Annotated in this window: 26 protein-coding genes; 7 read left to right on the top strand and 19 right to left on the bottom strand. The window is 37.0% G+C overall.

Going from position 1 to position 26,633, the window contains the following annotated elements; genetic code table 11:
• Positions 1–246 precede the first annotated feature (246 nt).
• From OQE68_RS18350 to OQE68_RS18330, 5 genes are all read left to right on the top strand, one after another.
• Positions 247–738: a formate dehydrogenase subunit gamma gene (locus OQE68_RS18350; RefSeq protein ID WP_180568193.1), complete on the top strand. Its 492-nt coding sequence runs from the start codon at positions 247–249 to the stop codon at positions 736–738.
• On the top strand, positions 735–2,348 hold the full coding sequence (locus OQE68_RS18345) for a formate dehydrogenase beta subunit (protein ID WP_180568194.1): 1,614 nt from the start codon (positions 735–737) through the stop codon (positions 2,346–2,348). The genes OQE68_RS18350 and OQE68_RS18345 overlap by 4 nt, the downstream gene beginning before the upstream one ends.
• A gap of 2 nt (positions 2,349–2,350) precedes the next feature.
• Positions 2,351–5,194, top strand: coding sequence for a formate dehydrogenase subunit alpha (gene fdhF / locus OQE68_RS18340; protein ID WP_180568195.1), 2,844 nt, complete (start codon positions 2,351–2,353; stop codon positions 5,192–5,194).
• A gap of 63 nt (positions 5,195–5,257) precedes the next feature.
• The gene (gene fdhD, locus OQE68_RS18335; RefSeq protein WP_266195772.1) at positions 5,258–6,133 is read left to right on the top strand and encodes a formate dehydrogenase accessory sulfurtransferase FdhD; all 876 of its coding nucleotides are present in this window, start codon (positions 5,258–5,260) and stop codon (positions 6,131–6,133) included.
• A gap of 72 nt (positions 6,134–6,205) precedes the next feature.
• On the top strand, positions 6,206–6,436 hold the full coding sequence (locus tag OQE68_RS18330) for a formate dehydrogenase subunit delta (RefSeq protein ID WP_180568196.1): 231 nt from the start codon (positions 6,206–6,208) through the stop codon (positions 6,434–6,436).
• Positions 6,437–6,606: 170 nt separating this feature from the next.
• Here OQE68_RS18330 and OQE68_RS18325 read toward each other — a convergent pair whose 3' ends face one another.
• From OQE68_RS18325 to OQE68_RS18245, 17 genes are all read right to left on the bottom strand, one after another.
• Positions 6,607–7,170 (bottom strand): RNA polymerase sigma factor, encoded by a 564-nt coding sequence (locus OQE68_RS18325; RefSeq protein ID WP_180568197.1) that lies wholly within the window; start codon positions 7,168–7,170, stop codon positions 6,607–6,609.
• A gap of 1,483 nt (positions 7,171–8,653) precedes the next feature.
• Positions 8,654–10,648, bottom strand: a complete 1,995-nt coding sequence (gene sctC, locus OQE68_RS18320; protein WP_180568198.1) for a type III secretion system outer membrane ring subunit SctC — start codon at positions 10,646–10,648, stop codon at positions 8,654–8,656.
• A 5-nt stretch (positions 10,649–10,653) separates the two neighbouring features.
• On the bottom strand, positions 10,654–10,875 hold the full coding sequence (locus OQE68_RS18315) for a hypothetical protein (protein ID WP_180568199.1): 222 nt from the start codon (positions 10,873–10,875) through the stop codon (positions 10,654–10,656).
• A gap of 11 nt (positions 10,876–10,886) precedes the next feature.
• Entirely contained in the window at positions 10,887–11,486 is a 600-nt protein-coding gene (locus OQE68_RS18310) for an HrpE/YscL family type III secretion apparatus protein (RefSeq protein ID WP_180568200.1), read from the bottom strand.
• A 107-nt stretch (positions 11,487–11,593) separates the two neighbouring features.
• Positions 11,594–12,190, bottom strand: coding sequence for a hypothetical protein (locus OQE68_RS18305; RefSeq protein WP_266195771.1), 597 nt, complete (start codon positions 12,188–12,190; stop codon positions 11,594–11,596).
• Positions 12,180–12,998, bottom strand: coding sequence for a type III secretion system inner membrane ring lipoprotein SctJ (gene sctJ, locus OQE68_RS18300; RefSeq protein ID WP_180568202.1), 819 nt, complete (start codon positions 12,996–12,998; stop codon positions 12,180–12,182). The genes OQE68_RS18305 and sctJ overlap by 11 nt, the downstream gene beginning before the upstream one ends.
• A 12-nt stretch (positions 12,999–13,010) precedes the next feature.
• Positions 13,011–13,463, bottom strand: a complete 453-nt coding sequence (locus OQE68_RS18295; protein ID WP_180568203.1) for an EscF/YscF/HrpA family type III secretion system needle major subunit — start codon at positions 13,461–13,463, stop codon at positions 13,011–13,013.
• Positions 13,464–13,647: 184 nt separating this feature from the next.
• Positions 13,648–13,917: a hypothetical protein gene (locus tag OQE68_RS18290; RefSeq protein WP_180568204.1), complete on the bottom strand. Its 270-nt coding sequence runs from the start codon at positions 13,915–13,917 to the stop codon at positions 13,648–13,650.
• A gap of 132 nt (positions 13,918–14,049) precedes the next feature.
• A complete protein-coding gene (sctU, locus tag OQE68_RS18285; protein ID WP_180568205.1) occupies positions 14,050–15,126 on the bottom strand; it encodes a type III secretion system export apparatus subunit SctU in 1,077 nt (358 codons plus the stop codon).
• A 42-nt stretch (positions 15,127–15,168) separates the two neighbouring features.
• The gene (sctT, locus tag OQE68_RS18280) at positions 15,169–15,969 is read right to left on the bottom strand and encodes a type III secretion system export apparatus subunit SctT (protein ID WP_180568206.1); all 801 of its coding nucleotides are present in this window, start codon (positions 15,967–15,969) and stop codon (positions 15,169–15,171) included.
• Positions 15,970–16,185: 216 nt separating this feature from the next.
• The gene (sctS, locus tag OQE68_RS18275) at positions 16,186–16,452 is read right to left on the bottom strand and encodes a type III secretion system export apparatus subunit SctS (RefSeq protein WP_255490839.1); all 267 of its coding nucleotides are present in this window, start codon (positions 16,450–16,452) and stop codon (positions 16,186–16,188) included.
• Between the two features lie 42 nt (positions 16,453–16,494).
• Positions 16,495–17,148 (bottom strand): type III secretion system export apparatus subunit SctR, encoded by a 654-nt coding sequence (sctR, locus tag OQE68_RS18270; protein WP_180568207.1) that lies wholly within the window; start codon positions 17,146–17,148, stop codon positions 16,495–16,497.
• Complete coding sequence (locus OQE68_RS18265) at positions 17,145–18,230, bottom strand: FliM/FliN family flagellar motor switch protein (protein ID WP_180568208.1); 1,086 nt, start codon at positions 18,228–18,230, stop codon at positions 17,145–17,147. The genes sctR and OQE68_RS18265 overlap by 4 nt, the downstream gene beginning before the upstream one ends.
• Positions 18,231–18,244: 14 nt before the next feature.
• The gene (locus OQE68_RS18260) at positions 18,245–18,802 is read right to left on the bottom strand and encodes a hypothetical protein (protein ID WP_180568209.1); all 558 of its coding nucleotides are present in this window, start codon (positions 18,800–18,802) and stop codon (positions 18,245–18,247) included.
• Between the two features lie 11 nt (positions 18,803–18,813).
• Positions 18,814–19,281, bottom strand: coding sequence for a hypothetical protein (locus OQE68_RS18255; RefSeq protein ID WP_180568210.1), 468 nt, complete (start codon positions 19,279–19,281; stop codon positions 18,814–18,816).
• Between the two features lie 99 nt (positions 19,282–19,380).
• On the bottom strand, positions 19,381–20,769 hold the full coding sequence (locus tag OQE68_RS18250; protein WP_180568211.1) for a FliI/YscN family ATPase: 1,389 nt from the start codon (positions 20,767–20,769) through the stop codon (positions 19,381–19,383).
• Positions 20,763–21,749 (bottom strand): FHA domain-containing protein, encoded by a 987-nt coding sequence (locus tag OQE68_RS18245; protein WP_180568212.1) that lies wholly within the window; start codon positions 21,747–21,749, stop codon positions 20,763–20,765. The genes OQE68_RS18250 and OQE68_RS18245 overlap by 7 nt, the downstream gene beginning before the upstream one ends.
• Before the next feature lie 175 nt (positions 21,750–21,924).
• Between OQE68_RS18245 and OQE68_RS18240 the strand changes: the two genes are divergently transcribed.
• Positions 21,925–22,326: a type III secretion system chaperone gene (locus tag OQE68_RS18240; protein WP_180568213.1), complete on the top strand. Its 402-nt coding sequence runs from the start codon at positions 21,925–21,927 to the stop codon at positions 22,324–22,326.
• Between the two features lie 38 nt (positions 22,327–22,364).
• Entirely contained in the window at positions 22,365–23,285 is a 921-nt protein-coding gene (locus OQE68_RS18235; RefSeq protein ID WP_180568214.1) for a hypothetical protein, read from the top strand.
• Between the two features lie 103 nt (positions 23,286–23,388).
• Here the strand turns inward: OQE68_RS18235 and sctV are convergent, their stop codons facing one another.
• A complete protein-coding gene (sctV, locus tag OQE68_RS18230) occupies positions 23,389–25,482 on the bottom strand; it encodes a type III secretion system export apparatus subunit SctV (protein ID WP_180568215.1) in 2,094 nt (697 codons plus the stop codon).
• 14 nt (positions 25,483–25,496) lie between these two features.
• Positions 25,497–26,615: an HrpJ domain-containing protein gene (locus tag OQE68_RS18225; RefSeq protein ID WP_180568216.1), complete on the bottom strand. Its 1,119-nt coding sequence runs from the start codon at positions 26,613–26,615 to the stop codon at positions 25,497–25,499.
• Positions 26,616–26,633 lie beyond the last annotated feature (18 nt).

Below are 26,633 nucleotides of genomic sequence, written 5' to 3'. Positions count from 1 at the left end.
TAATACATTTGTACGATATGGGCCTACACTAAAAGCCATCACAGATGAAAATGATTATCAACTAGTATTTTACACAAGCAGAAAGACCTTATTCAGTGTCTTAATTAACTATTGCCATGTCTTAAACGGCTATGCATGTTTGTCTAGTTGCCGTTTACCCTTCCTAGATTGAACAACAATAACAAAGCCCTTGATTATCAATGGGTACACACCAACGAATGTGGTTTAACCGAGGTGAGGAACAGAATGCAGGGTAACTCTAGCTGGGACAGGCAACTAGTTGAAAAGTCGATTGACTCATTAAAAGACAAGCCCGGTGCGTTGCTGCCTATTTTACACAGCATCCAAGATCAATTGGGCTATATTCCTTCCGATGCCGTGCCACTGATTGCTGACAAACTCAATCTATCTCGTGCTGATGTTCATGGAGTGATTAGCTTTTATCATCACTTCCGGTCCAAACCCTGCGGTGAATTTGTGATTCAGGTTTGTCGGGCGGAAGCCTGCCAAGCCATGGGTAGCCGTCAGTTAGAACAAACCATTAAGCAAACGTTAGGTATTGATTATCACCAAACCACCCTGGATGGCAGCTTTACTTTAGAACCTGTTTACTGCTTGGGCAATTGCGCTTGTTCACCATCCATTCGCGTGAATGATGATATTCATGGCCGAATGACAACCAGCAAATTCAGCCAGCTGGTTGATAAAATGCAAACTGTTGCTGTGGAGGTCCAATGACAGCATTGACTCAAGCAACTACAGCAACATCACAACCAGCTGGTCAGCAAGCCCCTATTAAAGTGTTTGTGCCCTGTGACTCTTCCTCCCTATCAGTAGGTGCTGATCAGATAGCAGCCACTATCGAAACTCTGGCAGTAGAATATCAAGCCAATATTCAGCTGGTACGAAATGGCTCCCGTGGGTTATTTTGGCTAGAGCCTTTAATTGAAGTAGCAACCGCTGATGGACGAGTAGCTTATGGCCCAGTTCAACCGGAAGATATTACCTCATTATTTGAGTGTGATTTTTTATCTGGTGATCCACAACATCCGCTGTATTTAGGTTTAACTGAAAAAATCCCTTATTTAGCAAAGCAACAGCGATTAACCTTTCAACGTGCAGGCATTATTGAGCCAGCCTCTATTGAAGATTACACAACACATCAAGGTTTTATCGGTTTACAAAAAGCACTGGAAATTGGCCCGCAAGCCATTATTGATGAAGTGAAGCAATCAGGTTTACGCGGCCGCGGTGGCGCGGCCTTCCCTACCGGCATTAAATGGCAAACCGTGTTAGACACCCCCGCAACACAAAAATATATTGTTTGTAATGCAGATGAAGGCGACTCTGGCAGTTTCGCAGACAGACTAGTAATGGAAGCGGACCCTTTTTCGTTAATTGAAGGGATGACCATTGCCGGGATCGCGGTTGGCGCTAACCAAGGTTATATCTATTTACGCTCAGAATACCCCCATGCCCACCAAATGTTGAATAAGGCGATAGCTGTCGCCTATCAACATGGTTATTTAGGTAACCATATTTTAGGCAGTGATTTCAGCTTTGATTTAGAAGTACGCTTAGGTGCAGGTGCTTATATTTGTGGCGAAGAAACCTCGCTGCTGGAAAGTTTAGAAGGTAAACGGGGGTTAGTCAGAGCCAAACCCCCTATTCCTGCCATCGAAGGTTTATTTGGTCAGCCTACCATCGTTAACAATGTGTTATCCCTCGCGACTGTGCCTATTATTTTAGAGAAAGGGGCTGCTTATTATGAGCATTTTGGTATGGGTCGCTCTCGCGGTACGTTAGCCTTCCAACTGGCAGGTAATATCAAACAAGGTGGCCTGGTAGAACTGGCCTTTGGTATCAGTTTGCGTGAATTATTGGAAGAATACGGTGCAGGCACCTTAACCGGGCGCCCGATAAAAGCGGTACAAGTCGGTGGGCCGTTAGGTGCCTATTTGCCTGAGCATCAGTGGGATACCCCGCTAGATTACGAAGCATTTATGCAAATCGACGCTATGGTTGGCCATGGTGGTATTGTCGTGTTTGATGACAGGGTTGATATGTTGGAACAAGCCCGCTTTGCCATGGAGTTTTGTGTAGAGGAGTCCTGCGGCAAATGTACACCTTGCCGAATAGGCTCCACCCGTGGTGTAGAAGTTATCGATAAAATTCGCGCAGGAGACAATACCCAGGCCAATACGGTATTGCTGACTGATTTATGCGACACCATGACCCACGCCTCACTCTGTGCTATGGGGGGCATGACCCCTTACCCAGTAATGAGCGCACTTAACCACTTCCCTGAAGATTTTCAGCCGACTAATACTAAAACAGGAGGCTGCTGAGCATGTTAGAATATTTCGACCCCAATAAAGATTATGGCACTCCCCCAAAATTATCAGGCAAACAAGTTAATTTGGTAATTGATGGTGTTTCTGTGACTGTGCCTGAAGGTACTTCGGTGTTAAGAGCCGCAGCAGAAGTCGATATTAATATCCCCAAATTATGCGCGACTGATTCGTTAGATGCATTCGGCTCCTGCCGTTTATGTGCTGTAGAAGTTGAAGGCCGCCGAGGTTACCCTGCCTCTTGTACAACACCTGTCACTGAAGGCATGGTGGTCAATACCCAAACGCAAAAACTTGCCACATTACGCCGTAACGTGATGGAGCTGTATATCTCTGACCACCCCCTCGACTGCCTCACCTGCCCTAGTAATGGCAATTGTGAATTACAAGATATGGCTGGTGATGTTGGCCTGCGGGAAGTGCGCTATGGGTTTGATGGCAATAACCATTTATCAGCTGAAAAAGATACATCTAACCCTTATTTCACCTTTGACCCTAGCAAATGCATTGTTTGCTCCCGCTGTGTGAGAGCGTGTAGCGAAGTACAAGGCACCTTTGCCCTAACCATTCAAGGACGCGGTTTTGAGTCAACAGTTTCACCAGGGCAAGATCAGGCTTTTATGGATTCGGAATGCGTCTCCTGTGGTGCTTGTGTGCAAGCCTGTCCTACTGCCACCCTAATGGATAACAGTGTTATCGAACATGGCCAGCCAGAGCATAGCGTGGTGACCACCTGCGCTTATTGTGGGGTTGGCTGTAGCTTTAAAGCTGAAATGAAAGGCAATCAGGTTATCCGCATGATGCCGTATAAAGGGGGCGAAGCTAATCAGGGTCATTCTTGCGTTAAAGGGCGTTTTGCTTTTGGTTATGCTACCCATAAAGACCGCATCACTACCCCAATGATTCGTGAGTCCATTGACCAACCTTGGCAACCAGTCAGTTGGGAAGAAGCACTACAGTTTGCGGCTGATAAACTGTCTTCTATTCAGCAAACATACGGCCGTGGTAGTGTAGGAGCAATCACGTCTTCTCGCTGTACCAATGAAGAAACTTTTTTAGTGCAAAAATTAGTACGGGCAGTTTTTGGCAATAACAATGTCGATACCTGTGCTCGGGTTTGCCACTCTCCCACTGGCTATGGCTTAAAAATGACCTTGGGTGAGTCTGCCGGTACCCAAACCTTTTCTTCAGTTAAATATGCTGATGTGGTCATGGTGATTGGGGCCAACCCCACGGATGGCCACCCAGTTTTTGGCTCTCAGCTGAAAAAGCGCTTAAGAGAAGGTGCAAAACTGATTGTGGTAGACCCTCGTCAAATCGACTTGGTAAAAAGCCCCCATATTCAAGCGGCACACCATCTTAAATTAAGGCCCGGTACTAACGTGGCATTTATTAATGCCATCGCTCATGTGGTTATTACCGAAAGCCTACATAACCCAGCGTATATTACTGAGCGTTGTGATACTGAAGCCTTTAACCAGTGGCAAACATTTATTAGTGATGAGCGCCACTCACCAGAAAACACCCAAGACATAACAGGTATTCCTGCCAACGAATTACGCCAAGCGGCCAGGCTTTATGCAAAAGCCAATAACGGTGCAATTTATTATGGATTAGGCGTGACCGAACACAGCCAAGGTTCTACCATGGTAATGGGGATTGCCAACCTCGCTATGCTAACAGGCAACGTAGGCCGTGAAGGCGTTGGGGTTAACCCATTGCGCGGGCAAAATAATGTGCAAGGCTCCTGCGATATGGGGAGTTTTCCCCATGAGTTACCAGGCTATCAACATGTGTCGGATAATGCTGTTCGAAAACTTTTCGAACAAGCCTGGGGGGTTAATTTAGATAACGAACCTGGTTTACGTATCCCCAATATGTTTGATGCTTCAATTAATGGTGAATTTAAAGCCCTGTATTGCCAAGGAGAAGATATTGCCCAGTCTGACCCCAATACCCATCATGTAGAGGCCGCGTTAAAAGGCTTAGAGTGCCTTTTAGTGCAAGATATTTTCTTAAACGAAACGGCTAAATTTGCCCATGTATTTTTACCGGGTGCTTCTTTCTTAGAAAAAAATGGGACTTTCACTAACGCCGAGCGTCGTATATCACGGGTACGTAAAGTGATGCCACCATTAGCAGGAAAAGAAGACTGGGAAGTCACTGTAGCACTAGCCAAAGCACTTGGTTATGAAATGCCGTATAACCACCCGTCAGAAATTATGGATGAAATTGCCTCACTCACGCCTACCTTTACGGGTGTTAATTACGACAAGCTGGAAAAGCTTGGCAGCATTCAATGGCCATGCAATGAGTCAGCGCCTACTGGCACTCCAATTATGCATACCGATGCATTTGTGCGAGGTAAAGGTTGGTTCGCTATTACCGAATATGTAGCCACCGAAGAGCGAGCTAATCGCAAGTTTCCTTTACTACTCACCACTGGGCGTATTCTCAGCCAATACAATGTCGGCGCCCAAACCCGCCGCACTGATAACGTTGCCTGGCATCAGGAAGACATGCTGGAAATACACCCGCACGATGCAGAAGACCGTGGTATTAATGAAGGTGACTGGGTAGGCATCAAAAGTCGTGCCGGTGAAACAGTATTACGTGCCAAAATCACTGAACGGGTACAACCGGGTGTCGTATACACCACATTCCACCACCCCGCCAGCGGCGCCAATGTAGTAACCACTGATAATTCCGACTGGGCCACTAACTGCCCAGAATATAAGGTAACGGCAGTGCAAGTGAGTAAAGTAGCTAAACCCTCTAACTGGCAACAACAGTTTCAACGCTTTACTGAACAACAATTGGAGTTTTTACCCACTAACTCTTAAAAATAAAGCTTCAAATGGTGTTGCAATTTGAGTAACTTGAATAATAAATTATCTGTTGTAAATTTGAGTAAGATCAACAAACGCTTGAATAGCCACTGGCAAGATGATACTTCACTGGATAGTCGTTTGGTGAGTAATCAGCAAACAGGCTACACTCACAGCCACCAAACTGTGACTGTTACCCAGTGGCAACAGAATGATTTGCATCAGCTTGAGGATGAAGTTGCGACGGAAACTCCAATTGCAATGAGCTACAATGGAGTATCTCATGCAGTAATGATGGCAACACCTGAGAATTTAGAAGATTTTGCTGTAGGATTCAGCCTATCTGAAGGGATTGCAGACAAAGCTGAAGATATATACGACATGCACATTATTCACCACTCACAAGGACTGGAAGTGGCTATCAATCTTGCTTCAAATTGCTTTAATCGATTAAAGCACAGACGCCGCCAACTGGCAGGAAGAACCGGTTGCGGCTTATGTGGTGTTGAGTCATTAGAGCAAGCAATACGACAAGTTAAACCACTGACTCCCCAATCACTACCTGCACATAACTCAGTGCAAGCTGGCTTAAATGCATTAACCAAGCATCAACACTTACGCACATTGACAGGTGCAGTACATGCAGCAGCCTGGTGTGACCAAGCTGGTGAAATACAATTAGTACGAGAAGACGTTGGACGTCATAATGCATTAGATAAATTATTAGGTGGGTTAGCAACCACTGGCATCAATATCACAACAGGTTTCGTTATTGTATCTAGTCGTGCTAGCTATGAAATGGTTCACAAAGCTTGTCAGCTTGGTATTTGTACGTTAGTTGCTGCCTCTGCTCCCACATATTTAGCCGTTCGTCAGGCAAAGTATGCAGGAATGAATTTAATTGCTTTCGCTCGTGGCAATCGGCATGTAATCTATAATCAAGCATATAAATAAAAATAATGATTAAGGGCACCCTGCCCCCTATTTTGAACAGAATCTTTTAAACCCAATTATGGAGCACAATCAATGAGTAATACCCATCTTGAAAAGCTGATTAACATGGCCAACCATATTGCAGCCAACTTGTCTCACCAGCATGCCCCCGAGCAGGCTGCCGCCGCCGTAGCAAACCATATCAACCGGTTTTGGGCTAGACCAATGAAGGATCAAATCATTCAAGGGCTGCATGAACGCCAATCTGAACTTGAGCCAATTGCATTAAAAGCTGTTAGACAGTTAGCAGAACAAGTGAACTAATCGAAAAAACAAGCTAATATAAAAGAAAACAGACCCATTTATGATTGCTGTAACGCAGTAACTTGCTGTCCCAAGCCGCCTACACGCTAAAAGGATTTAAGGGCAGCAAGTTAATTTATTTGTCATCATGCCTCTTTATATAAGCCAAACCGTCTAAATTTGATCAAGAATCATACCATAGCAAGCTGTTTGAGCTTTGTTCTGCCAATTTGAACACGCTTTCTTGCTGTAGGCTGAGCAATATTCAGCCTAAAAGCAATTTCAGTATAATCAAGCCCCTCAATAAACCGATAGACAAGAACTGACTTTATATTTTCTGGTAGCCTTGTAATACATTGCATAACTTGCTCATAGTTGTCATTTCGAATAGCAAAATCCTCTAAATCTTCACTACTATTTGAAGCAAATGGAAGCATCTCAGGTAAACAAGCAACCTGTTCAACTAATGTTAACTGTCGTTTGTTGTTTCTATATAAATCAATGCAAACATTAAAAGCAAGTTTATACAACCAAGAATGGATATTTTTAATATCATTTTCTCCTTTCTTCAAACAAGTAAAAGCCTTTATTGCTGTTTCTGACAATGCATCTTCAACATCTGCAGTATTACCATTTAGCCACCTATAGCATTTTTTTGATATTATCGGTTTATACTCCTCCCAAAGGGTCCAGAATGCATTTAACGTCTGACAAAATGAGGCTTCGTTAGCACTTTGTGCATATTTATTATTCACAATAAATACCATTGTTGTTATTTAAATTATTCGCACAAACTAGGACGACTACTTTAGGTATTTTGTGAACAGAATGTAAATATTTTTTATTCAGACGTATCAATTTAGTAAAAAAATAAAACCCAATTCACTTTTTCAGAAAAAGCTAAAGCAACATAAAAATAAAAGTGCTTGATTAATATAAAATCCTAAACAATAATAGTTATAATGAGGATTCAAGCATCAACAAAAAAAAGAAAATGCAATTATAAAATATAAAAATACAACAAGATTTTATTGATACAACATCAATAGAAATCGTGTTGTACACAAAAACATATTAAACAGAAAAAACTACAGTCTATAATTTTTAAAATTCAAAAATTAATTATAAGCTGTTTGCATATACAAACTACTACAGACACTCACAATTTATAAAAATATAAGTATCTACAAACTAATAGTTAAACATATCTACTCGTTTAAACCATATAATATAACTACTACAAAAACCAACTCCTATAGCTAACTATCAAAAGTTTAGTTACCAAACTCTCTATTACAACTGCTACCAAATTTGCTACTACTATGAGTTAGTAGTAGTAAGCTATATTAAGCGCAATCCCACTAAAGTTATACTATAACATATAACTTTAAATAATAAAGTGCAAGAGCACTGACGTGCGAATTTTTAGCTGCGACAATATGTCACAAGGTGATAATTGATCAAGTACATAGTATTAACTCAAATCTTCACTTAGCAGTAAGAATGCATATATACCCTTCGCGAATGATTTATAGACTTATGGGGATTCGTCACTCGATGGCCATACCTAAAACCCATTCGCATTGGGTATAGCAGAGAAGTTTTCTGGAAGGTTTTTAAAATACTGTAATATTACATGAAAAGCAGTGTTAAAATAAGCAACAATAACTATACCATTCGCTTTTGTTATAACTATACAATCATTGTGAGGTGTTTTATATTTTGTATATTACTATTATATACCCAATCCGAAAAAACCAATAAAACCCCAATTTTATCACATAAATGTAAGACAATTGTATTGTTTTTATATATTAGTGGATAGCAGTTATTTAACTACAGCAGCCTGAATATACCCGTCGCGAATCAATTTTATGTTTTGTTATCATCGCTCCTCACCCCAATCACCTATTAATATAGGCTCATGGGGCTTCGTCACTTGATGGCCTCACCTAAAAATCCTTCGCATTGGGTATACATAGATTAAAACAGTTGTTTGAGTTAATCTATAACCCAGTACTCGTCATGTAGGTTACTTAGTGATCTATAGGCAGGTGCAACCCATATTTTCAATGGGCGAGAATTTTGAACTACTTGACTTCCACTAATAGATAGTGGCTGTTGTTTATTTACGCCTACTGTAGAACAACCGGATAATATAAAAGTAACTATTATAGTCATTATCAACCTATCCATTAGGTGATGAATATTAATTAGACAAACCATATTTACAAGACCTCAATCAGAGCTGACTACGCTAGCTTCTAATGCTATATAAAACTGCTTTTCTTCATTTGCTTTTAACTGGCTATTCGGAAATACCAATACTGCAATTATTCCCCTTCCACGACAAGACGTCTCATTAACGGTTATAATATTTTCTGTTAAATTTTTTGCAGCCCCCATATAAACAACTAATCCATTACCAATGATTGGATGTTTTATATCAAAATCTATATTAGCTTGCTGGCATTGTATTCCAAGCTTATTATTTGAGTTTTTCTTCAAATGGTATCCCGTTGGCTGCTGACCATTAACTAGCTTGACAAATAGACTGGCAGCTTGTTCTAAGTAAGCTTGGCTAGCTTTTTGCCAACGATCGTCAATATCTACTAATGCATTATTAATAATTCTTTTATTTCCTGTAGAAGTATAAACTGAAGGAGGTTTTGCTTGATTTGAAACCTTAGGAGTGAGAATAAACAATCTTTCTTTATTTGTATTTTTTTGTGTTTCACTGGAAAACAAACTACCAATAACAGGCAAGTTTCCAAAAAAAGGAACTCGTTTTATATTTTTTTCTGTAGAATGCATATGATAGCCACCCACCACTAAAGAACTGTGCTCTGCAATCAATGCCTTAGTGTTTATAGTCGCTTTAATTACACTAGGGGTTTTTGCATCTTTTGTTTTTTCTATTGAGCCATCTTCAATCTCCAGGGTTAATATTATTTTATTTAGCCCTCCCTTTACCAATACACTCGGTGTCACATTGAGTAAAGTCCCAGCTGTTACTGATTGTACATCAGCAACTCTTTCACTAACCGTTTGAATATACTCAGTTTCACTCAAATCAATAACAGCAGGTTGATTTTCCATAGTAAGGATTGAGGTATTAGCTACTATAGAAGCATCTCCAGTCTCTTCTAAGGCTTTAATTTTAGTATAAAAGAAACCTAATTCATCAATGGAAATGGTTGCATTAGCACTTAAACTTGCTTTAGAACCTAAGATGGTTGAAGTTGAAATAGTGTTTTTCCTATTATTATTGTTAAAATTCCAATCAACTCCTATTTCATCTAGTTTATTAGTATTTATATCAACAATAACAGCATCAATTTCAACTAAATTCTGAGAAATATCAAGCTTATCGATTAACTTTTTATAATAACTGTAATTTTTTTCTGATGACTTAATAATGATTGAGTTGGTTCGCACATCAGCCTCTACAACCGTCTTGTGTTTACTATGCCTTTTTTGACTATAAGAAGAATTTATACCTGTCGTTGTTGTAGTTTTATTCTTTGAGTTTAGCATATTAGGGATTTCTGGAATATCTAAACCATTGTTAGAACGTCGCTTGCCTTCTAACAAACTTTGTAAAATTGTTGCAACCCCAGGAATGACGGTTGTTTCGCCTCTTGAACGAATAGTTCTGTCCACAACCAAAGCATGGTTTAGTGGGAAAATAAATATTTCAGAGGACTTATCTTGGTATTCTTCATCTACAATATAAGCTTTTATTAAGTTAATGTACTTTCTTGGTCCAGAAACAAGTATAATACCTTCTTCAATAAACTCACCCCAACCAAATTTTTTCTCAAATAAACCGATCCCAACCAATGCAGCTTTTAAGCCAGCAGAAACATTAGGCTTAAGCAACAAACGCTCAACCCTATTATCTTTTAGACTACTTATATATAAGTTTTGATTGTAGACAAACCATTGTAGCTTGTACTCTTGAGATAACTGATCAAGAAAACTAACTGCACTTTCAGAACGTTTCCAACCATTTGATAAACCATTGATCTGACTGACCATAACCAGATTAACACCAAAACTATCTGAAAAGTCCTGTAAAACTGAAGTTATTGGTGTATTATTACCTTCAAATGCATAAGCACTTGTTTGCCAGTATTTTGGTGTGACTGCGTGAGCCGTTATTAGATTGCATAAGAGAAAAGAGTAAGTAACATACAATAACACAGCCTTTAACACACCAGAGATACTCATAAAGATTAGCCTATACTATTAATAATATTTTTAATAATCTCATGGCGTACTTTAACCTGTTCATTAACCGCCCAGGATACATTTTTTGCATCATTAATTGCTGTTATAAAATCATTCATATCCTGCTGAGAAGAGGGATCCATAGTTTCATATCGGTCTTTAACTTGTTCATTTGCTCTGATAAATTTCATATCAAAAGTTCGCTGTGTAAGATTAATTTCAGACATAGTCACTTTCCTTATATATATGTTTCTTTAATTACAGATATTAGCCTATCAACTCTACCCTGAAAGCTACTTTTAAATTTACCTGTATCAACATCCAAAACACAGGCATCTTCCGCTAGTTGTGAATCTTCTTTTAATTTCCAGGTTGATGATTTAATAATAGATCCAGCAAATATGTAGTATTTAGGATTAACCCAAAGTGTTGCTAGTTTTTCCTCTCTTGCTTGATTGATAACAGATAGTAAAGTAGTTTTAATTTTTTCCTCATCAGGCACATCATTTAGTAAACAGTTAATAGTAGTCGTCACTACTTTCTTACACTGTTCTTCAAACTTGTCAAAGTAATAGCTACGCTGTGCTTCAAAATCATTAATACAGTTTATTACACGAGCCCATACTGCTTCTTCTGTCTGTTTACGAGTATTTTCTTTTATAGTTTTTGCGGTTTGCTGTGCATCAACTAGTAATTTCTCTGCTTTATACTTACTATGCTCAATTAATACCGTTACGTTTTGAATACTATTAATATCCGTGCTTTTAATCACATTAGGAATAGTAGCCACATCATTTCCATCAACAGAGAGAATTATATTTTTTTGAGTAAATCCCACTATTTTTCCTCATGTATTACAAACCTGTACTCTTCATCAACCATTTTTACAACTAAAAATAATCCAGGAAAGGTATATGAATGGATTAAAGGAGCCAAAAATATAAACTATCTATTTATAGATATTCTATTGGTAATATTTCTCCAGAAACGCAATAACACTGCCTGGCTTTTAATTGATAAATCTGATACAGAATGAAGGGCTTCAATGTTTTTTACCATAGATGGCTCAAGTGCAAGTTTAAGTCTCTGCCAACTTTCAAAATGCTTAGATTGCAATAGTGCATACATTAACCAAGCACCTTTTTCTTTAGCTTTTATTAGTTCATTAGGTATAGCAAATCTTTGATTAATAGCCAATGCATTAGCAAGCTGACTCGCCCAACGTCGGTATGAAGCTTTTACTACCCCATAGCTTGCTGCATTTATATCATTTACGGTAGCTATACCCGCTATTTCTAAACAATCATCTAAATGGGTTAACAGTAGGATTATCAGTTGCTGCCAATCAGCATTCACTTCTTGATCAAACACTACTGCTAAATTTAAATCCTGACAAAAATGTTGAAATGCAATATTCCACAATATTTGTGATGAATCAGTATTAATGTATGTTATACCAGTTTCATTAAACCAGTCTGGATGAATATACAACTTTGGCTGATACCAAAATTCTCGCCAACTAATCATTGTATTATTTATCATTTTTAACCGGATCACTAGTCGCTGGTAAAAAGTTAAATTTTGTTTGCAACCAGAGATTAGTTTTAGGATATAGAATTGTTACCAAAAGCCCCATGAATAATAATATCACCATAAAGCAACTAATAAGTGTATACTGCAATAATACTACAGAAGCCTTAGCAACCTTAAATGGACCGAATGTTTCCCACTGAATAGTATTTCTTGCTGGACTTGATTGAGTAAAAACAACCGATATTTTATGAAAGCCTGTTCCACTTAATCCTGGTATACTACTAGCAACCATATGCTTAATACGACGAGTTATGACATCTGGGTCCAGTTGTGGAAGATGTTTTATAAAAACTGCTGCAGATGAAGGCTGGATGGGCTCTCCTGGAGCAATACGCTCAGGTAAGACAATATGTACCCTAGCAATGATTACACCTTCCAACTGTGAAAGTGTAAATTCAAGCTCTTGCGACAAAGCATAAATATACCTAGCTCGTTCTTCAAGCGGCGTAGAAATAATACCTTCTTTTTTAAACACTTCTCCAATATTTGTTTGGCTACGGTTAGGTAAACCACTTGCTTTAAGTATAGCGACAGCGCGAGCCATATCGAGTTCATCAATTAGAACGGTCACCCCTGATTTATCACTGCGTTTACTGGCTGCGATGCCATTTTCTAAAAGCATAGCAATGACTTCATTAGCATCAACTTCTGAAAAATCTTTATACAATACGATTGTTTTGCTACAAGCACTAACAAATAATATTAGTAATATTAAACATATACTCCGAAGAAATAATCTAACTAAACAAGAACGCATAATAAATTATCTTTATTGTAGATTAGTCAGGCGGTCTATTGTTGAAGTGGTTTTACTAATTAGTTTAGTTGCCATTAACATTTCAAGTTGATAATTTGATATATCTCTATTGGCCTGTAGAATATCAATAGGGTCTGAGGATTCAGCTGCTTTTAATATTGAAGTTTCATAATCAGACTTTTGTTTACTCAAGTGTTCAGTTAAGTTAGTGACACCTTCTTTTAATTGACTTGCTAAAGAAGTGGTTTCATTAACTAAGATACTGTTTGCAGATAGAGATGGTTCATTGTTTTTATCAAAACTTAAAGACATCTCTTGAGTAAATTGGTCATAATCTTGCTGATCCCAAAATGTTTCCTGAACAGCTTGTCCATGAAAATCTGTACTATCATCCGAAGAAGAAACTAGTAGTTGCTCTGTAATATCTAGCAGCCTAGAGGGTATTACTTGAAAACCAGATTTCAACTTAAATCTCCCTAAAATAGTAATATGAACTACTCTATAGCACAGTTAGACATCTATACCACTGATTAAATTTTCTCAACAAGGACTCCCCTAATAATTATCTGCTGTCTCTGAACGCCTTGTTTAAGAACCCATCAAGTTACGAAGCGACCATAAACAATTATCAGAGGGGCCCTAGCAAAATTTAAATTTGAATAGCAGAAGTTACTTCACGCCCAGCTGCAGCAACATCTTTCGAAAATTGTGCAGCATCTTTCGCCATTGCGGCTTCTGTTCTTGCTGTATCCATATGTCGGTTAAATGCATTTTGTTCCAGTGCATTATTCATCTGGTGCTCTGCTGTTTTTTTACTATCATTTGACATAATGTCTGTCATTGCATCAAAAGGACTACTATTTGCGCCTTTTGATCCACCAAAAACACTACCGATAAGATTAGCTGCTAAACCAAACATGATTATACCCTCTAATTTTTAAGATTTAATAATATGAGCTAATTTACTCAATAGATAAGTGGTCAGATGGTAGCTTTTGTTCAAAAATTTATATATTTATTGTAAAAAAAATAAAGCAAATGAATTTTATATTCATTTTGAGTAATCAATAACCTCATTACCCACATCATCAGATACCGTTTTCAATACACGATATATAGCGGCTATGGCTTTTATTGTCTGCCTGGGGATTCGCTTTCCTTCTTTAGCAGTGCTATATAAGGTTCTTGCTAACCAAACATATCGTATAACTGGTATCTCTTTTTGCTTTGCAAGCTCAATTATAACCTGGGCTCTTTCATCAACCCCTTTGCATAGTACTAATGGTAACGATTCTTCCTCTAGATTATAGTAAACTGCCACAGCAAAGTGGGTTGGATTAACGATAACAACATCAGCCTCTGATATTTTTTCACAAAGAGCCTGATCACTCATTGCCAATTCCATGGCAAGCATCCGACGCTGCCCTTTTACCATGGGATCACCTTCTGACTGCTTAAACTCATTTTTAATGTCTTCAATACTCATTTTTAACTGCTTAATAAAAAAGTAATTCTGCAATGTGTAATCCAGTATCGCAAGAAATAGAAATACACCTACTGAAATACGGGCTGCATAAATGAGCAAAGCTGCAGTTGACTGCCAGGCCATATTTAATGTACCTGTTGAAAGCAGCAATACTGTTGATAAGGACTCACTAATTACACCAAAAAAGACAAATGTTAATACTAATGCTTTTGTAATATTGATTAGCAACTCCGAAACTTTTTTAGCTGAAAAAATCTGTTTTGCATTACTAACAGGATTAAGCCTTTTTATATCAATTTTTAGCGACTTTGGTGAAAACATGACACCAATTTGAATCCAGCTTGCCAATATTCGAGTTATTACAGCCACTGCAATAAAAACACTGATTAACGATATTGCTAAGATAAATGTCTTATTGACAACTTCAACAACAGCAGATGAGAATGGTTGGCTTATCCGTGAAATTGGCCAAGATATCAACTGTTGAAGCAATGACATACCATAATGCTGAGATGCTATCAGAAGCTCAAAAAGCATAAAAGATGTTACCAGTTTGATAATATCTTGACTTTGAGAAACTTGTCCTTGTTCTCTCGCATCTTTTAACTTTTTGGGAGTAGGTTTATGTGTTTTTTCACTCACAATGACAGCTCCATCAAGAGGAAAATATAACCGTCATAGCAGTCAAACACCATCTGTTTTAAAGAGTAATGAAAATAACTTAGGTAGATCAGTATATTGCTTGATATCACCGCCCGCTAAGTACCATAAAGTGGCACTATAGAGTGATAATACTATTAGGGCAGCTAAACTTTTTGCCGGCATCGATAAGAAGTAAACCTGTAGTTGAGGACTATATAAGCTGAGAATAGCAAAACCAAGATCTATTAAAAAAAGTATAGCAATAGGCGGTGCACTATATAAAACAACCTTTTGCATCATATTAGACATGTGCTGAATAATTACATTGTGTCCATCTATTACTGGTTCTGGTATCCAGTTTGTAGGAGGCCATAAGGTAAAGCTGTCTATTATGATTGTAAAGAATAGAGCAAATACACCGGTTTCTATCATCAAAATAACCAGTGTTTTTTGTAGAAACTCCCCCAGCATTGATGAATTCCCTCCCATCGCAGGGTTGAAATAACCACCAGATAAGGCTCCTCGCTGATTGTCTAAAAATGAACCAACAGACTCAAACAGCCAAAAAGGTAATGCTAATAAGTATCCTATCATTAGTCCTATCATCGCTTCTTTAAAAGCCAATAAAGCAACTGTTAGTACATTAATGGAATCAATAGGTAGCTGAAATTGTAGGCCAAATGCAACAGGCAATGCTACCCCCAAGACAATAGCATTGCGTACCATACCTTTAATAAACCTAAATGAAAAAAAAGGAATTATTAACAAACATACAAGTACTCTTGGTATAGAGAGTGTATAAGCTAATAAGAATTGTTGAAATGGTTCAAATAGCTCTATCATTTAGGAGTTTCTTTATATACCCATCATGAATCATTTTTAGGTGTAAAAATAAAGTGGTATATACTCACAGCGAAGGGTTATTAAGGCGAGGCAAGCAAACGATGAAGCCCCAGGAGATTAGATAAGCTAAATGACTGGGGTGAAGAGTGATGGTAACAAAGCCTAAAAATCATTCGCGAAGAATATACATTCATCTGGACATTTATACCTTTTTGGTTATCTACCGATAAAAGAGATCAAACTAAATACTAATGACATTAACTGAATAAGCTCACCACCAATCCAACGACCAGTCAGAGCTAAAGTAACACCTACTGTAACCAACTTAATAGCGAAAGGTAAAGTCTGATCTTGTATTTGTGTGAGGGTTTGTACTAAAGAGGTAAGAACACCTGCTGCAATTGCAATAATTAATGGAGGTGATGTTAACATAACAACTAATATCAGACCTTTTTCGAATAAACTTATTGTTTCAACACTCAAATAATTTCCCCTTTAAGCAGGTATTGAAAATATCATGGGTCATTAAGCATATGAAAGCACTAGATTCTGTAAAAGCTTATTCCACCCTTCAACTAATACAAACAGTAAAACCTTTAATGGCAGTGAAACTGTCATTGGAGCAACCATTTGCATCCCTAGTGCTAATAAAATATTTGATACTATCAAATCAATTACAATAAATGGCACATAAATAAGGAAACCAATTTCAAAGCCTTTTTGTAACTCAGAAACAACAAATGAAGGGATAAGAATAATAAAGTCATCTAGTTTAGTACTATTCACCAATTCAGATGGCCACATTTGTTTTGCAGATTCAAGAAATGTGTGCTGTATATCTGAAGAGCTTTGCTTCAACATAAATGCTTTCATCGGTTCAGAGGCTTGCAACACAGAATCTACTATGGTGCTTTTATCTACATTTTCCGTTTTCAATTCAGTTATATGTTCTCCTACCTGTTTAATAACAGGTGCCATAATAAAGATTGTCAATGCTAATGCCATACCGTAGACAACCATATTAGGAGGAATTTGTTGTATCCCCATTGCATTTCTGACCATCAATAACACGACTGATATTTTTAGAAATGAGGTGGTAATAACCATTAGCAAAGGCAATAGTGCTATTCCACCTAAGAAGAGGGTAATGGTTACAGGGTCAAACCCCGCTGCATTCATTCTTCTTGCCCCCAATGCCTTACTATTTCTACTCCTAATCGACCAGCAACATCAACTAATATCCCTCTTCCAATTACTTTATTACCAGATAACAGCTGAACCTCTTCTGGGCAAGGTGAACTTAGCATTAATACTACACCATTTGCTAATTTATCTAACTGACCAACACTAACAGAAATTTCTCCCAGCTGAACTTTTATATTAATCAGTAATTCATCAATTTTTTTAGGTTCACTTTCTGAGTTTGGTATAATTTTAGATACAACTTCAAGTTCATTATGGTTTTCATTATTTTCTACATTTATTGAGTCTGCTGCCTCTACTGAATCCACTCCGATCACCCATTGTATTAGTTGTATTTGAGGTTTATTACTTAAATGTTGATAAACTACATTAGCTCTTCGACCAAATATAGATATATTTCCTTCACCTTTTACATTGAAGTAACTCCTTTCTAGTACAAGTACATCACCAACATTTAGTTTGATCCAAGTACTTAGCTTTAGATCCAAATCACCCACAATACAATTTTCTTTAATGGTAAAATTATTTTTTATCCAAGATGCTGGATTACAGTCTTGCCACCCATCCTTAGTAAAAAATGCTAGCCAAAACTGGGGTTCGGCCCATATTTGGGTAAGAATATTACAATCTTTAGTTTGAACTCTACAGTTCAATTCTATAGCTTTTTCATTCTTTCCTACTCTGCTACTGGGTGATAGCCAACCAAATAAGCTACTAAAAGTGTCAGGAAGTTGATTTAATATTAAACTAATAGTTGGCTCTAGCAATTCTTGATCCTTATCAATAGAAATACCACTGACACCCTTGATAAAGAGCTCAAAGTCATATAGCCAAAAATTTCCATAATCTGAAGTTAAAGCTAAACATCTAGTGGAAGTAGTATCATATATATCGTATTTATTTCCATCATAAGGTAATTCGAAAAACAACCTAACTTTTTCATTATTACAGCCTATTTCTCTATACAGCCCACTACTAATTATGCAGCGCAGTTGTGCTTCTTCAAGCGAAATTTTCTTTTTAATATATTGATTAAGTGCAGTTGGGTATTGACTCATGCATCACCACTTTATCAAAAGCTACTACTTACACTTAAAACAACTTTTTTATCAATAGTACCTTCTATAGCATTCATCAGTTCAACTTTTGAGCCATTAATTTTATTTAAAATATCTTTACTCCTGACTATAATATTTATATAACAATTATTGTTACCATCATATTCAAGTAAAACATCTATTTTATTTTTTACTTCAAACTCAAAGCTAAGCTTTATACTCTCTCCTTGCTCTAGCTTAGCGTTTCCTGATAATACTTGATTATATATCCCAAAACATAGCTCATCTAAGTAATTTTTTTGTAGACTATTATATACAAATTTGGTATTTCCATTTTTTTCTATCCATTTATACTTTCTACTCCGGGCATATAAAGTTTCAATAGAAGCAGTAGATACCCCCTCTCTGTTATTAATTAGTTTAGTAAAATCAATATATTCGTGATACTGATCCAGATTTTTATTATTATTTTTTACAGAAGTATAACGTTTTACATTTTTTTCTTTATATTTCGATTCCGAAAATACATCATTATTTGTATTAATGTATTTTGATAGCCGGGCATAGCTCATAAAACCACCTATCAATTTTTCAGCTTATTTTTTACAATATTTAATTTTTCTACACTTTTTGTTACTGCAAGATAATTTTTCTTTGCATCATTCATTAATTCCGTTCTTTCAGAGAGTTCTTCAACAGCTTTTTTGTACTCATCAACTTGTAACTTAGCTGCTTTTTTTAGTTTATAGTCTATGTTTAACCAGCTTTTAAGTTCTTTTGGCAGCATACTTGAGCCTATATAGCTATCATCTAATAAGTTTCTCGTTTCTTTACAACACTCTTCTTCAGTTTCCATTTTTTGCAATCTAAGATTGACATTGTCCTTTGCTTCCTTGACTATTTTAGCAGCATTATTATATGTATTGGTAACCTGCAACAAACGTTTTTCACGGATTTTTATTATTTTTTCGAGTTTAGCAATCTCATCTCTAGAACCAACATCTAATACATCACAATCTTCTATAAGGTATTTGGTTTTTATTTTTTTCATTAACTAATATACGAATTATCAGATGATGGGTATATATTCATTGGTATGATTATATACTACCTAAATTTTTGACTTAAAAAGAATCAACGCAGGTGTATTTCATGATGCCAATAATAAGTTTAACTGACTTGTGCTATATTCTAACGAATATACATCACGAGTATCTTGCTGGAGAAACTCATTAATTTTAGGGTAAAAACCAACTGCTTTATCAGATATGTTATCAGAACCAGGTTGATACTCACCTAACCGAATAAGCATTTCTAACTCACCATAACGATTAAGTAACTGCCTAGCCTCTATCGCCAACTTGCTATGTGTAGGTTCAACAATATTATTCATTACTCGGCTTAAACTTCCTAATACATCAACCGCAGGGTAATGACCTTTTTCTGCTAGCTGTCTAGACAACACAATATGACCATCTAATAAGGATCGAGCTTCATCAGCAATAGGGTCTGACATTGAATCTTTTTCTATTAGTATTGTGTAAATTGCAGTAATGGATCCTTTATTGGTTTTCCCTGCTCGTTCAATTAAGCGCGGTAACATTGTATACACTGATGGAGGAAAACCTCCTCTAGCGGGAGGTTCTCCTGCAGCAAGCCCAATTTCTCGTTGTGCTCTAGCAAACCGAGTTAATGAGTCTAGTAATAATAACACTCGTTTCCCTTGGTCACGTAATCCTTCAGCAATAGCTGTCGCAGTAAAGGCAGCTCTTGATCGCTCCATTGATGTACGATCCGATGTTGCACAAATGACAATTGATCGGCTCAAAATCTCATCATCAAGCTCATGTTCAAGAAATTCCCTTAGTTCTCGTCCACGCTCACCAATTAAAGCAAAAATAATCACATCAGCATCTGCACTTCGTGCTAAAGAAGCCAATAAGGTTGTTTTACCACAGCCTGCACCCGCGAATAACCCTATTCGTTGTCCTTCACCTAAGGTAACAAACGTATCTAGGGATTTAATTCCTGTTATTAACGGTGTTGTTATTCGTGCTTTTTCAATGGGACTGACTGCATCAGCAAGTACCGAAAATGTATCATTGCTTGGATTAGCACAAAAAAAACCTTTATTAGAATCAACCATTGCACGGCCAAAACCATCGACTACTTGGCCAAAAATATCACCTTCAATTTTAAGGCGATGGTTACAGCCTAAAGGCTGAATATATGTTCTACTTGAAACCCCCTCTAATGGACTTAATGCAGATAGCAAAGCAGTTTGATCAGTAAAGCCTACAATTTCTGCCAGAATAGATTGCTCAGGTAAGTCAAAGTCAATCAACCGACATAATTCACCAATTTTAGCACCCGGGACAGAGCCTTCGATTAATGTCCCTAAAACTTGCTTTACCCTACCTAATACTTTTACACAAGAGTAGCTCGCTATGGTATTACATAATAATGTAGCCCACTTATCTATCTTATTGCATAGTACTAGATCGTTATTATATATCTGATTATCACTGCTATTTACCATGCTATTTCTACTTTATGTTTTCCATCAAACAGTAATTTATTTCCCTTAATCGATTTTAAGCGAAAACCATCAAGTGACTCACCCAGTGTTATTCGTTTATTATCATCAGTAACAATATGAGCATATGGCCCTGCTGTAACTCTTATAATATGAAAAGGTAAAGAGCGATCAACCTTTCTAACATGATTACTTATAATAAAATCATTTGGATGTTGTAAATTAAACCGAATAAGCATTCTTTCTAGTCGCCCTAATTGATCTGGTTTTAACTCACCAACTAATCTCAATTGCTTATTTTTAACATCAATACTAACTGAATCTAAATCACGCTCTTTCAACATGTGTTTAAAATTTGCTAAAAGCATTTTTTGGTTATCTGTTGATTTTATATCTTCTTTAATATGAGCACTGCTACTGCCTATAGTATTATTACTATCTGAATATCCATTTGCATATATAATTACACAGGCGCCTACTAAAAATAATGTTAAATAACGAGTTAGTTTTGTTATTTTTTGCTTAAGCCTATTCGAGCTGGTTGTCTCTTTTCCTTTTTCAAAACTCAGCCTATTGGGGGCATACAAACACTGATCAAACATTGGCCAAATTTCATTAGTATCTGATACACAGATCCATACGCCTCCTACACTAAACTTCTCATCTTTTCTTATACACTTTTTTTCAGTTATCAGTTCACCAGTAGCATCCCAACTATCTCCTTCTAACTTAACTAACAACCAGCTATCTGATATCACATCGTTGTAGGCTTGATTAGTTCCAATACTAATATGTTGCTCACTAATGCCTGGATCTACCAACACCAAATCAGCTTCTAATGAAGAACCGATTACAATTTGCTCACCGTCTAAAAGAAGTGATACCCCCCGATGTAGACCATTTAGCACCCTTAGCTCAAACATAGCAGTCTCAAATAAATTTGCCTTTATCCCATAAGTGCCCAATTCCAAAGAATTGTTCATTTTATTTAAAATTACTTTTGTTCAGCAGTTGGACTAAATACCACTGTGGAAATGCCAACTATTTAATGGGAACAAATAACCAAGCAAAGACTACTAACCACTATGGAAAGAATAAAAGGTGCCTCAAATAACTGTATACCCTACGTTTTGGGTATATATTAAACTGGAACAGTATATGAATGCCGATTCAATTATTTATAATATTGGTGAACACTTGGGTATACCAGAACTTAAGCTAAGTGATAATTTAACTTGTAATATTGTGTTAGACAATCAACTATCAATAAATATCGAATATTCACAAGAAAGCAATGAGTTACATTGCTACACTATATTCCCTCCATCACTCTTCGCCAATTTCACCGATACTGCTACTAAATTACTAGAAGCAAACTTATTTACATTTGAAACGCAAGGTGCAACATTTGCGTTAAACAAAACAACTGGTGATATTATCCTGTGCCAGTGTTTTGATTTACTGTTTATTAATTATCAATTATTCAACGACAAGTTTGATATCTTTGTACAAACTGCCGCCTATTGGCAAGGTCAATTCAATCAAGGACATTCTTGGTGAAGAACGGTGTATGAATAAACAATGAGGGTAATAATCACATGATGCAGCAAATAGGCAGACAAGCCTCTAGAGCTATGATAGTAAAAGCTGGTGACTTTACTAGTAAACTCCCAAATGAAAATGCAAAACAAGGTATCGCTCCCCCACCATTAAGAGCAATGGGTTTGCCAGAAGCCGAAATGGCAAAATCACAAGAAAAAGCTAAAGCATTTACAATTTCAATGTCATCTAGCACAATTAAAAATATTAAGGACTTATTGCAAGGCACTGATGACAAGAAACCAGTTCAAGTCCATCAGAATAAAACTAAAGGAGATAAAAAAATTGATGATTTCATTGATAAACACCCTGAAAAAACATTAGATTTTGCTGATTTCCCTAAAAATCGTCTACATACAGCAGAAAGATTATTAGGTAGAGATATACCTGACCTTAGTAAAGTTAAAGAAATTTATGATAAACATTCTAAAACCATAGAATCCGTCAGCCAATTAGATGAAGGGGAAATAAAGTCTGCAGTAGCTAAAGCTACTGTAGAACATACACTAATACAAGCAGCGAAAAAACCACAGCAAGCCATTACATTTATGATGGATGGAGTAGATAAAGCTCATACTATTTCTTCTATAACAGATGAAAAGCAATCAGATTTGATCAATCATTTAACGGAGCTTGCTAAACATGATATGACGCAACTTTCTGTTAATATGGGTGAGAATGTATTGTTAAATACAGGGGGACGATTAGCAGCCTCTGCAATAGGTGGTCCAGCCGGAGTTGCTCTAAATGTAGCTGTAACAGCTAATCAAGCTCTAGGTGCTGCCCAATTAGGTTATGCAATTAGCGATGCAGCTAAAAAATTAGATCAATTTGAAAGTGACAATCCAGGTTTATTAGATAGAATTGCAGAAGAAATTCATCAAAAAGCTGATACAAAAATGGATAGCAAATTAGAGTAACTCATATCGTTTAACCAGAACAGCCAACTTTAGTAGCCTCATAAAATGAGGCTAACCATTCCCAGTAATGTCATGTAACCTTACACCACTCTTATACTTAATATTATATTGATATTTTAATCAAAGATAAAATCTTTATATTATCACTGATTTCTGCATAGGACATTACATGGATATGGAAATACTCAACTTCGATTAAATTCCTCAAGTGTCGTCTGATATCTTGAGCAACTAACAAAACAGGACACTTTTTATCAGTACAAGCATTAACTACCTCTCCTATCTGATCAAGCAAGTGCCGAGTCATTTCACCTTCCAATGCAAGAAAACCACCATTGGATGTATTTCTTATTGCTTTCCTTAAAACGTCTTCAGTTTCTAAGCTTAGTAACATAACTGATAGTTGATTATTATCTGCAAATTCATAACAAATTTGATCACGTAAAGCTACACGAATATGTTCAACCAAAACGGCTATATCTCTTTCATTTCCTGCATGTTCGACTAATGTTTCCAAAATTTTACGCATATTTCTTAAACCGATACGCTCTGCCATCAAACGCTGGAGTATTTCAGCTATTCGAACATACGGAATAACTCTAACCAACTCTTTTGCTAACTCTGGACGCTCTTTTTCCAGCCAAGCGGCAATCTTGGCCACTTCTTGTACGCCCGTAAATTGTGGACCTTTCTGAAAATAGATTTTTTCAATTGCTTGTTCAACCAGTTCATAACAAGAAAAACATTGTATATTCGCCGAAGCTAACTGCTCCTTATATTGATAATCTACCCAATTAAGCTTCCCTTCATTTCGTTCCTCAAGTCCCTTATCAAATGGAATAGCCAACTGTTGCAAGGTTGCTTCGTTATTTATCACAGCTAATTTAGCTGAACAAACCGTCCCCATAATAGCTGGTACTTCATAAACACAAAATTGGTAACAACTTGTTGAAATACTATCAGTATATGAAACAGCTAGTTTGGGTATTGACATGCCATAATGAGTTACAATGTGATTTCGTATACTCCTGAGCTTTTCAATGAGCCGTTCAGATTCTTTACTACCATCAAGTGATGTATGTAGCTTCAATAAAAATGGTTGCGTTGGAATATATTGAGTTGCATCCACTTTGCCTAATTTTATCTCTTCATCCGTTGGGGGACTCGAATTTGGAATTGCAGCCTGTTGCTGTGCCTGTTCATTGGCTTTTAATTGAGTAAAACCCAATACTGCAGATATTAATGAGAGACAAATAAATACCGCTGTGGGCATTCCAGGAACACTTGCAAAACCTAACATCACTGTTGCAGCGATTAACCAGGCTTTAGGCTGACTTAGTACCTGTTCAACAATTTCTTTACCTACATTAAGCTTACTTTCAACATTATTACTACTTACCCGAGTAATAATCATTCCTGCTGTCAGCGCTAATAACAAAGCAGGAATTTGTGCTACCAATCCATCACCAATAGTCAAAATTGCATAGAGTTGTAACGCCTCTGCTCCTGTCATCCCCTTTTGCAAGGCACCAATAGACGCACCACCAATCAAGTTAACAAATACAATAATTAAACCTGCGATAGCATCCCCCTTAACAAATTTCATGGCACCATCCATAGCACCATAAAGCTGGCTTTCTTTACCAAGTGCCTCACGAGCAGCGGCTGCATGGTATGGGCTAATTAAGCCCGCTCTTAAGTCACTATCAATTGACATTTGTTTGCCAGGCATTGCATCTAAACTAAAACGTGCTCCCACTTCTGCCACTCGTTCAGAGCCTTTTGTAATCACTAAAAACTGCACTATGGTTAAGATCAAAAAAATCACTACACCTACCGCAAAATTACCACCCACTACAAAATGACCAAATGCCTCTACAATAGAGCCTGCATCAGCCTGTAATAAGATAAGGCGAGTTGTTGTAATTGACAAAGCTAACCGAAATAAGGTGGTAATAAGAATTACTGAGGGAAAGGTTGAAAATGCTAAAGGGCCTGGCAAGTACATTGCCAGCACGACTAATAATGAGGAAACACAAATATTCAGTGCAATAAGACCATCTACTAACATTGTTGGCAATGGTAATATCATCATAAAGACAATACCAACAACAGCTAATGGTATTAAAAGCTCTGCGTGTGTTATAACAGCATTAGAGATAAAATTGATTTTTTGTAGTATTTTATTAACTTCCATGATAGCCGGCCTTTTCATAATCGATACCGTATATCAAACTGCGATGAACCGCACTCTTCTATCGTTTTTTGGTCAATATGCTGTAACATAGCACTTAATATTTCTTGACGACCTGGCTCTTCAGCCCATAATTTTTTTGGAAGCTTACACATAATAGAGTAGAATCCATTAACAAAGGATAATGTTTCTGCTGGATCCGTTACTATTCCCCTAGCTGTTAATTCTTCAAAGTCACTACTCACAAATTCAATTTCAGTAAAAAAAACGGCTTGTTTAGCTAGCATTACAGCACTAATCGATATTTGATTATTTAAATCTGCTTTATTTAATAGACAGCGGCAATCCTCAACTATTGAGCGAGCTCCATTACTTGATTCAAGGTCATTAAAGATTCCTTTTAAGTATTGAGTAGCCATTGATGGATGATTTGCATTGAGGTCAGCTGATACCGCAAGCGTAAAAGCATCAAGCGCATTAATAAATTCATCCTCAGCAACAGTATCTAATAATTTAGTGAATATACCACGAATTGTCTCAGAGCCTATAATCGTTTCATAATAATTTTCACGTAACTGCCGCTGCTGGTTATTATTTGCTATGTTTTCTGCTATCGTATCGGCTATATTAAATCCAGCTTGGATTGCCTGACCATGACCTAATAGATAAATAGAAATATCTTTACTTATTTTATCGACTAATTTTTCATTATTATCATCTCTAAGACAAGATTCAACTTCTTTCAAAATAATGAACTTTTTTAATGGTTCAAAATCACTACTTTTATGCCATTCATCAAGATCTCCATCATGATTAAGATAATGATAAAGCTGTTGCGATTGGTTTTTTAATGTATCTTCACTGCCATCCTCTTCTAACAACTGATAGACTTCTCTTAGTGCCTCAATTTTTTCTATTCGTTTATCTAACTCAATGTCATAGTTATTTAGCTTATTCGTACCTGACTTCGCTTTTCTCTCTTCTTTTTCACTGAATTGTAGTGTTAGTTCTTCTGTACTTTTTGTTAGTTGTGCTGATATTCCTTCTTTAATATTATTCGGCTGCCTTGGTAAACTTGCAGTACGTGACAAAGTGCCAGACTGAGCTAAACTATTGTTTAAATTAACTAGTGACATATAATGCCTTAATTATTA

The sequence above is a fragment of the Spartinivicinus marinus genome (assembly GCF_026309355.1).
Lineage (GTDB): Bacteria > Pseudomonadota > Gammaproteobacteria > Pseudomonadales > Zooshikellaceae > Spartinivicinus > Spartinivicinus marinus.
Note: the sequence above shows the minus strand (reverse complement) of the source record. Positions and strands in the feature narration are given on the sequence as shown.

Bases quoted from the DNA above. Each gene is read 5' to 3' on its own strand.
- OQE68_RS18350 (WP_180568193.1), top strand. From the start codon at position 247: ATGCAGGGTAACTCTAGCTGGGACAGGCAACTAGTTGAAAAGTCGATT.
- OQE68_RS18345 (WP_180568194.1), top strand. From the start codon at position 735: ATGACAGCATTGACTCAAGCAACTACAGCAACATCACAACCAGCTGGT.
- fdhF (WP_180568195.1), top strand. From the start codon at position 2,351: ATGTTAGAATATTTCGACCCCAATAAAGATTATGGCACTCCCCCAAAA.
- OQE68_RS18330 (WP_180568196.1), top strand. From the start codon at position 6,206: ATGAGTAATACCCATCTTGAAAAGCTGATTAACATGGCCAACCATATT.
- sctC (WP_180568198.1), bottom strand. From the start codon at position 10,648: ATGAGTATCTCTGGTGTGTTAAAGGCTGTGTTATTGTATGTTACTTAC.
- OQE68_RS18315 (WP_180568199.1), bottom strand. From the start codon at position 10,875: ATGTCTGAAATTAATCTTACACAGCGAACTTTTGATATGAAATTTATC.
- OQE68_RS18305 (WP_266195771.1), bottom strand. From the start codon at position 12,190: ATGATAAATAATACAATGATTAGTTGGCGAGAATTTTGGTATCAGCCA.
- sctJ (WP_180568202.1), bottom strand. From the start codon at position 12,998: ATGCGTTCTTGTTTAGTTAGATTATTTCTTCGGAGTATATGTTTAATA.
- OQE68_RS18290 (WP_180568204.1), bottom strand. From the start codon at position 13,917: ATGTTTGGTTTAGCAGCTAATCTTATCGGTAGTGTTTTTGGTGGATCA.
- sctT (WP_180568206.1), bottom strand. From the start codon at position 15,969: ATGATAGAGCTATTTGAACCATTTCAACAATTCTTATTAGCTTATACA.
- sctR (WP_180568207.1), bottom strand. From the start codon at position 17,148: ATGAATGCAGCGGGGTTTGACCCTGTAACCATTACCCTCTTCTTAGGT.
- OQE68_RS18265 (WP_180568208.1), bottom strand. From the start codon at position 18,230: ATGAGTCAATACCCAACTGCACTTAATCAATATATTAAAAAGAAAATT.
- OQE68_RS18260 (WP_180568209.1), bottom strand. From the start codon at position 18,802: ATGAGCTATGCCCGGCTATCAAAATACATTAATACAAATAATGATGTA.
- OQE68_RS18255 (WP_180568210.1), bottom strand. From the start codon at position 19,281: ATGAAAAAAATAAAAACCAAATACCTTATAGAAGATTGTGATGTATTA.
- OQE68_RS18250 (WP_180568211.1), bottom strand. From the start codon at position 20,769: ATGGTAAATAGCAGTGATAATCAGATATATAATAACGATCTAGTACTA.
- OQE68_RS18245 (WP_180568212.1), bottom strand. From the start codon at position 21,749: ATGAACAATTCTTTGGAATTGGGCACTTATGGGATAAAGGCAAATTTA.
- OQE68_RS18240 (WP_180568213.1), top strand. From the start codon at position 21,925: ATGAATGCCGATTCAATTATTTATAATATTGGTGAACACTTGGGTATA.
- OQE68_RS18235 (WP_180568214.1), top strand. From the start codon at position 22,365: ATGATGCAGCAAATAGGCAGACAAGCCTCTAGAGCTATGATAGTAAAA.
- sctV (WP_180568215.1), bottom strand. From the start codon at position 25,482: ATGGAAGTTAATAAAATACTACAAAAAATCAATTTTATCTCTAATGCT.
- OQE68_RS18225 (WP_180568216.1), bottom strand. From the start codon at position 26,615: ATGTCACTAGTTAATTTAAACAATAGTTTAGCTCAGTCTGGCACTTTG.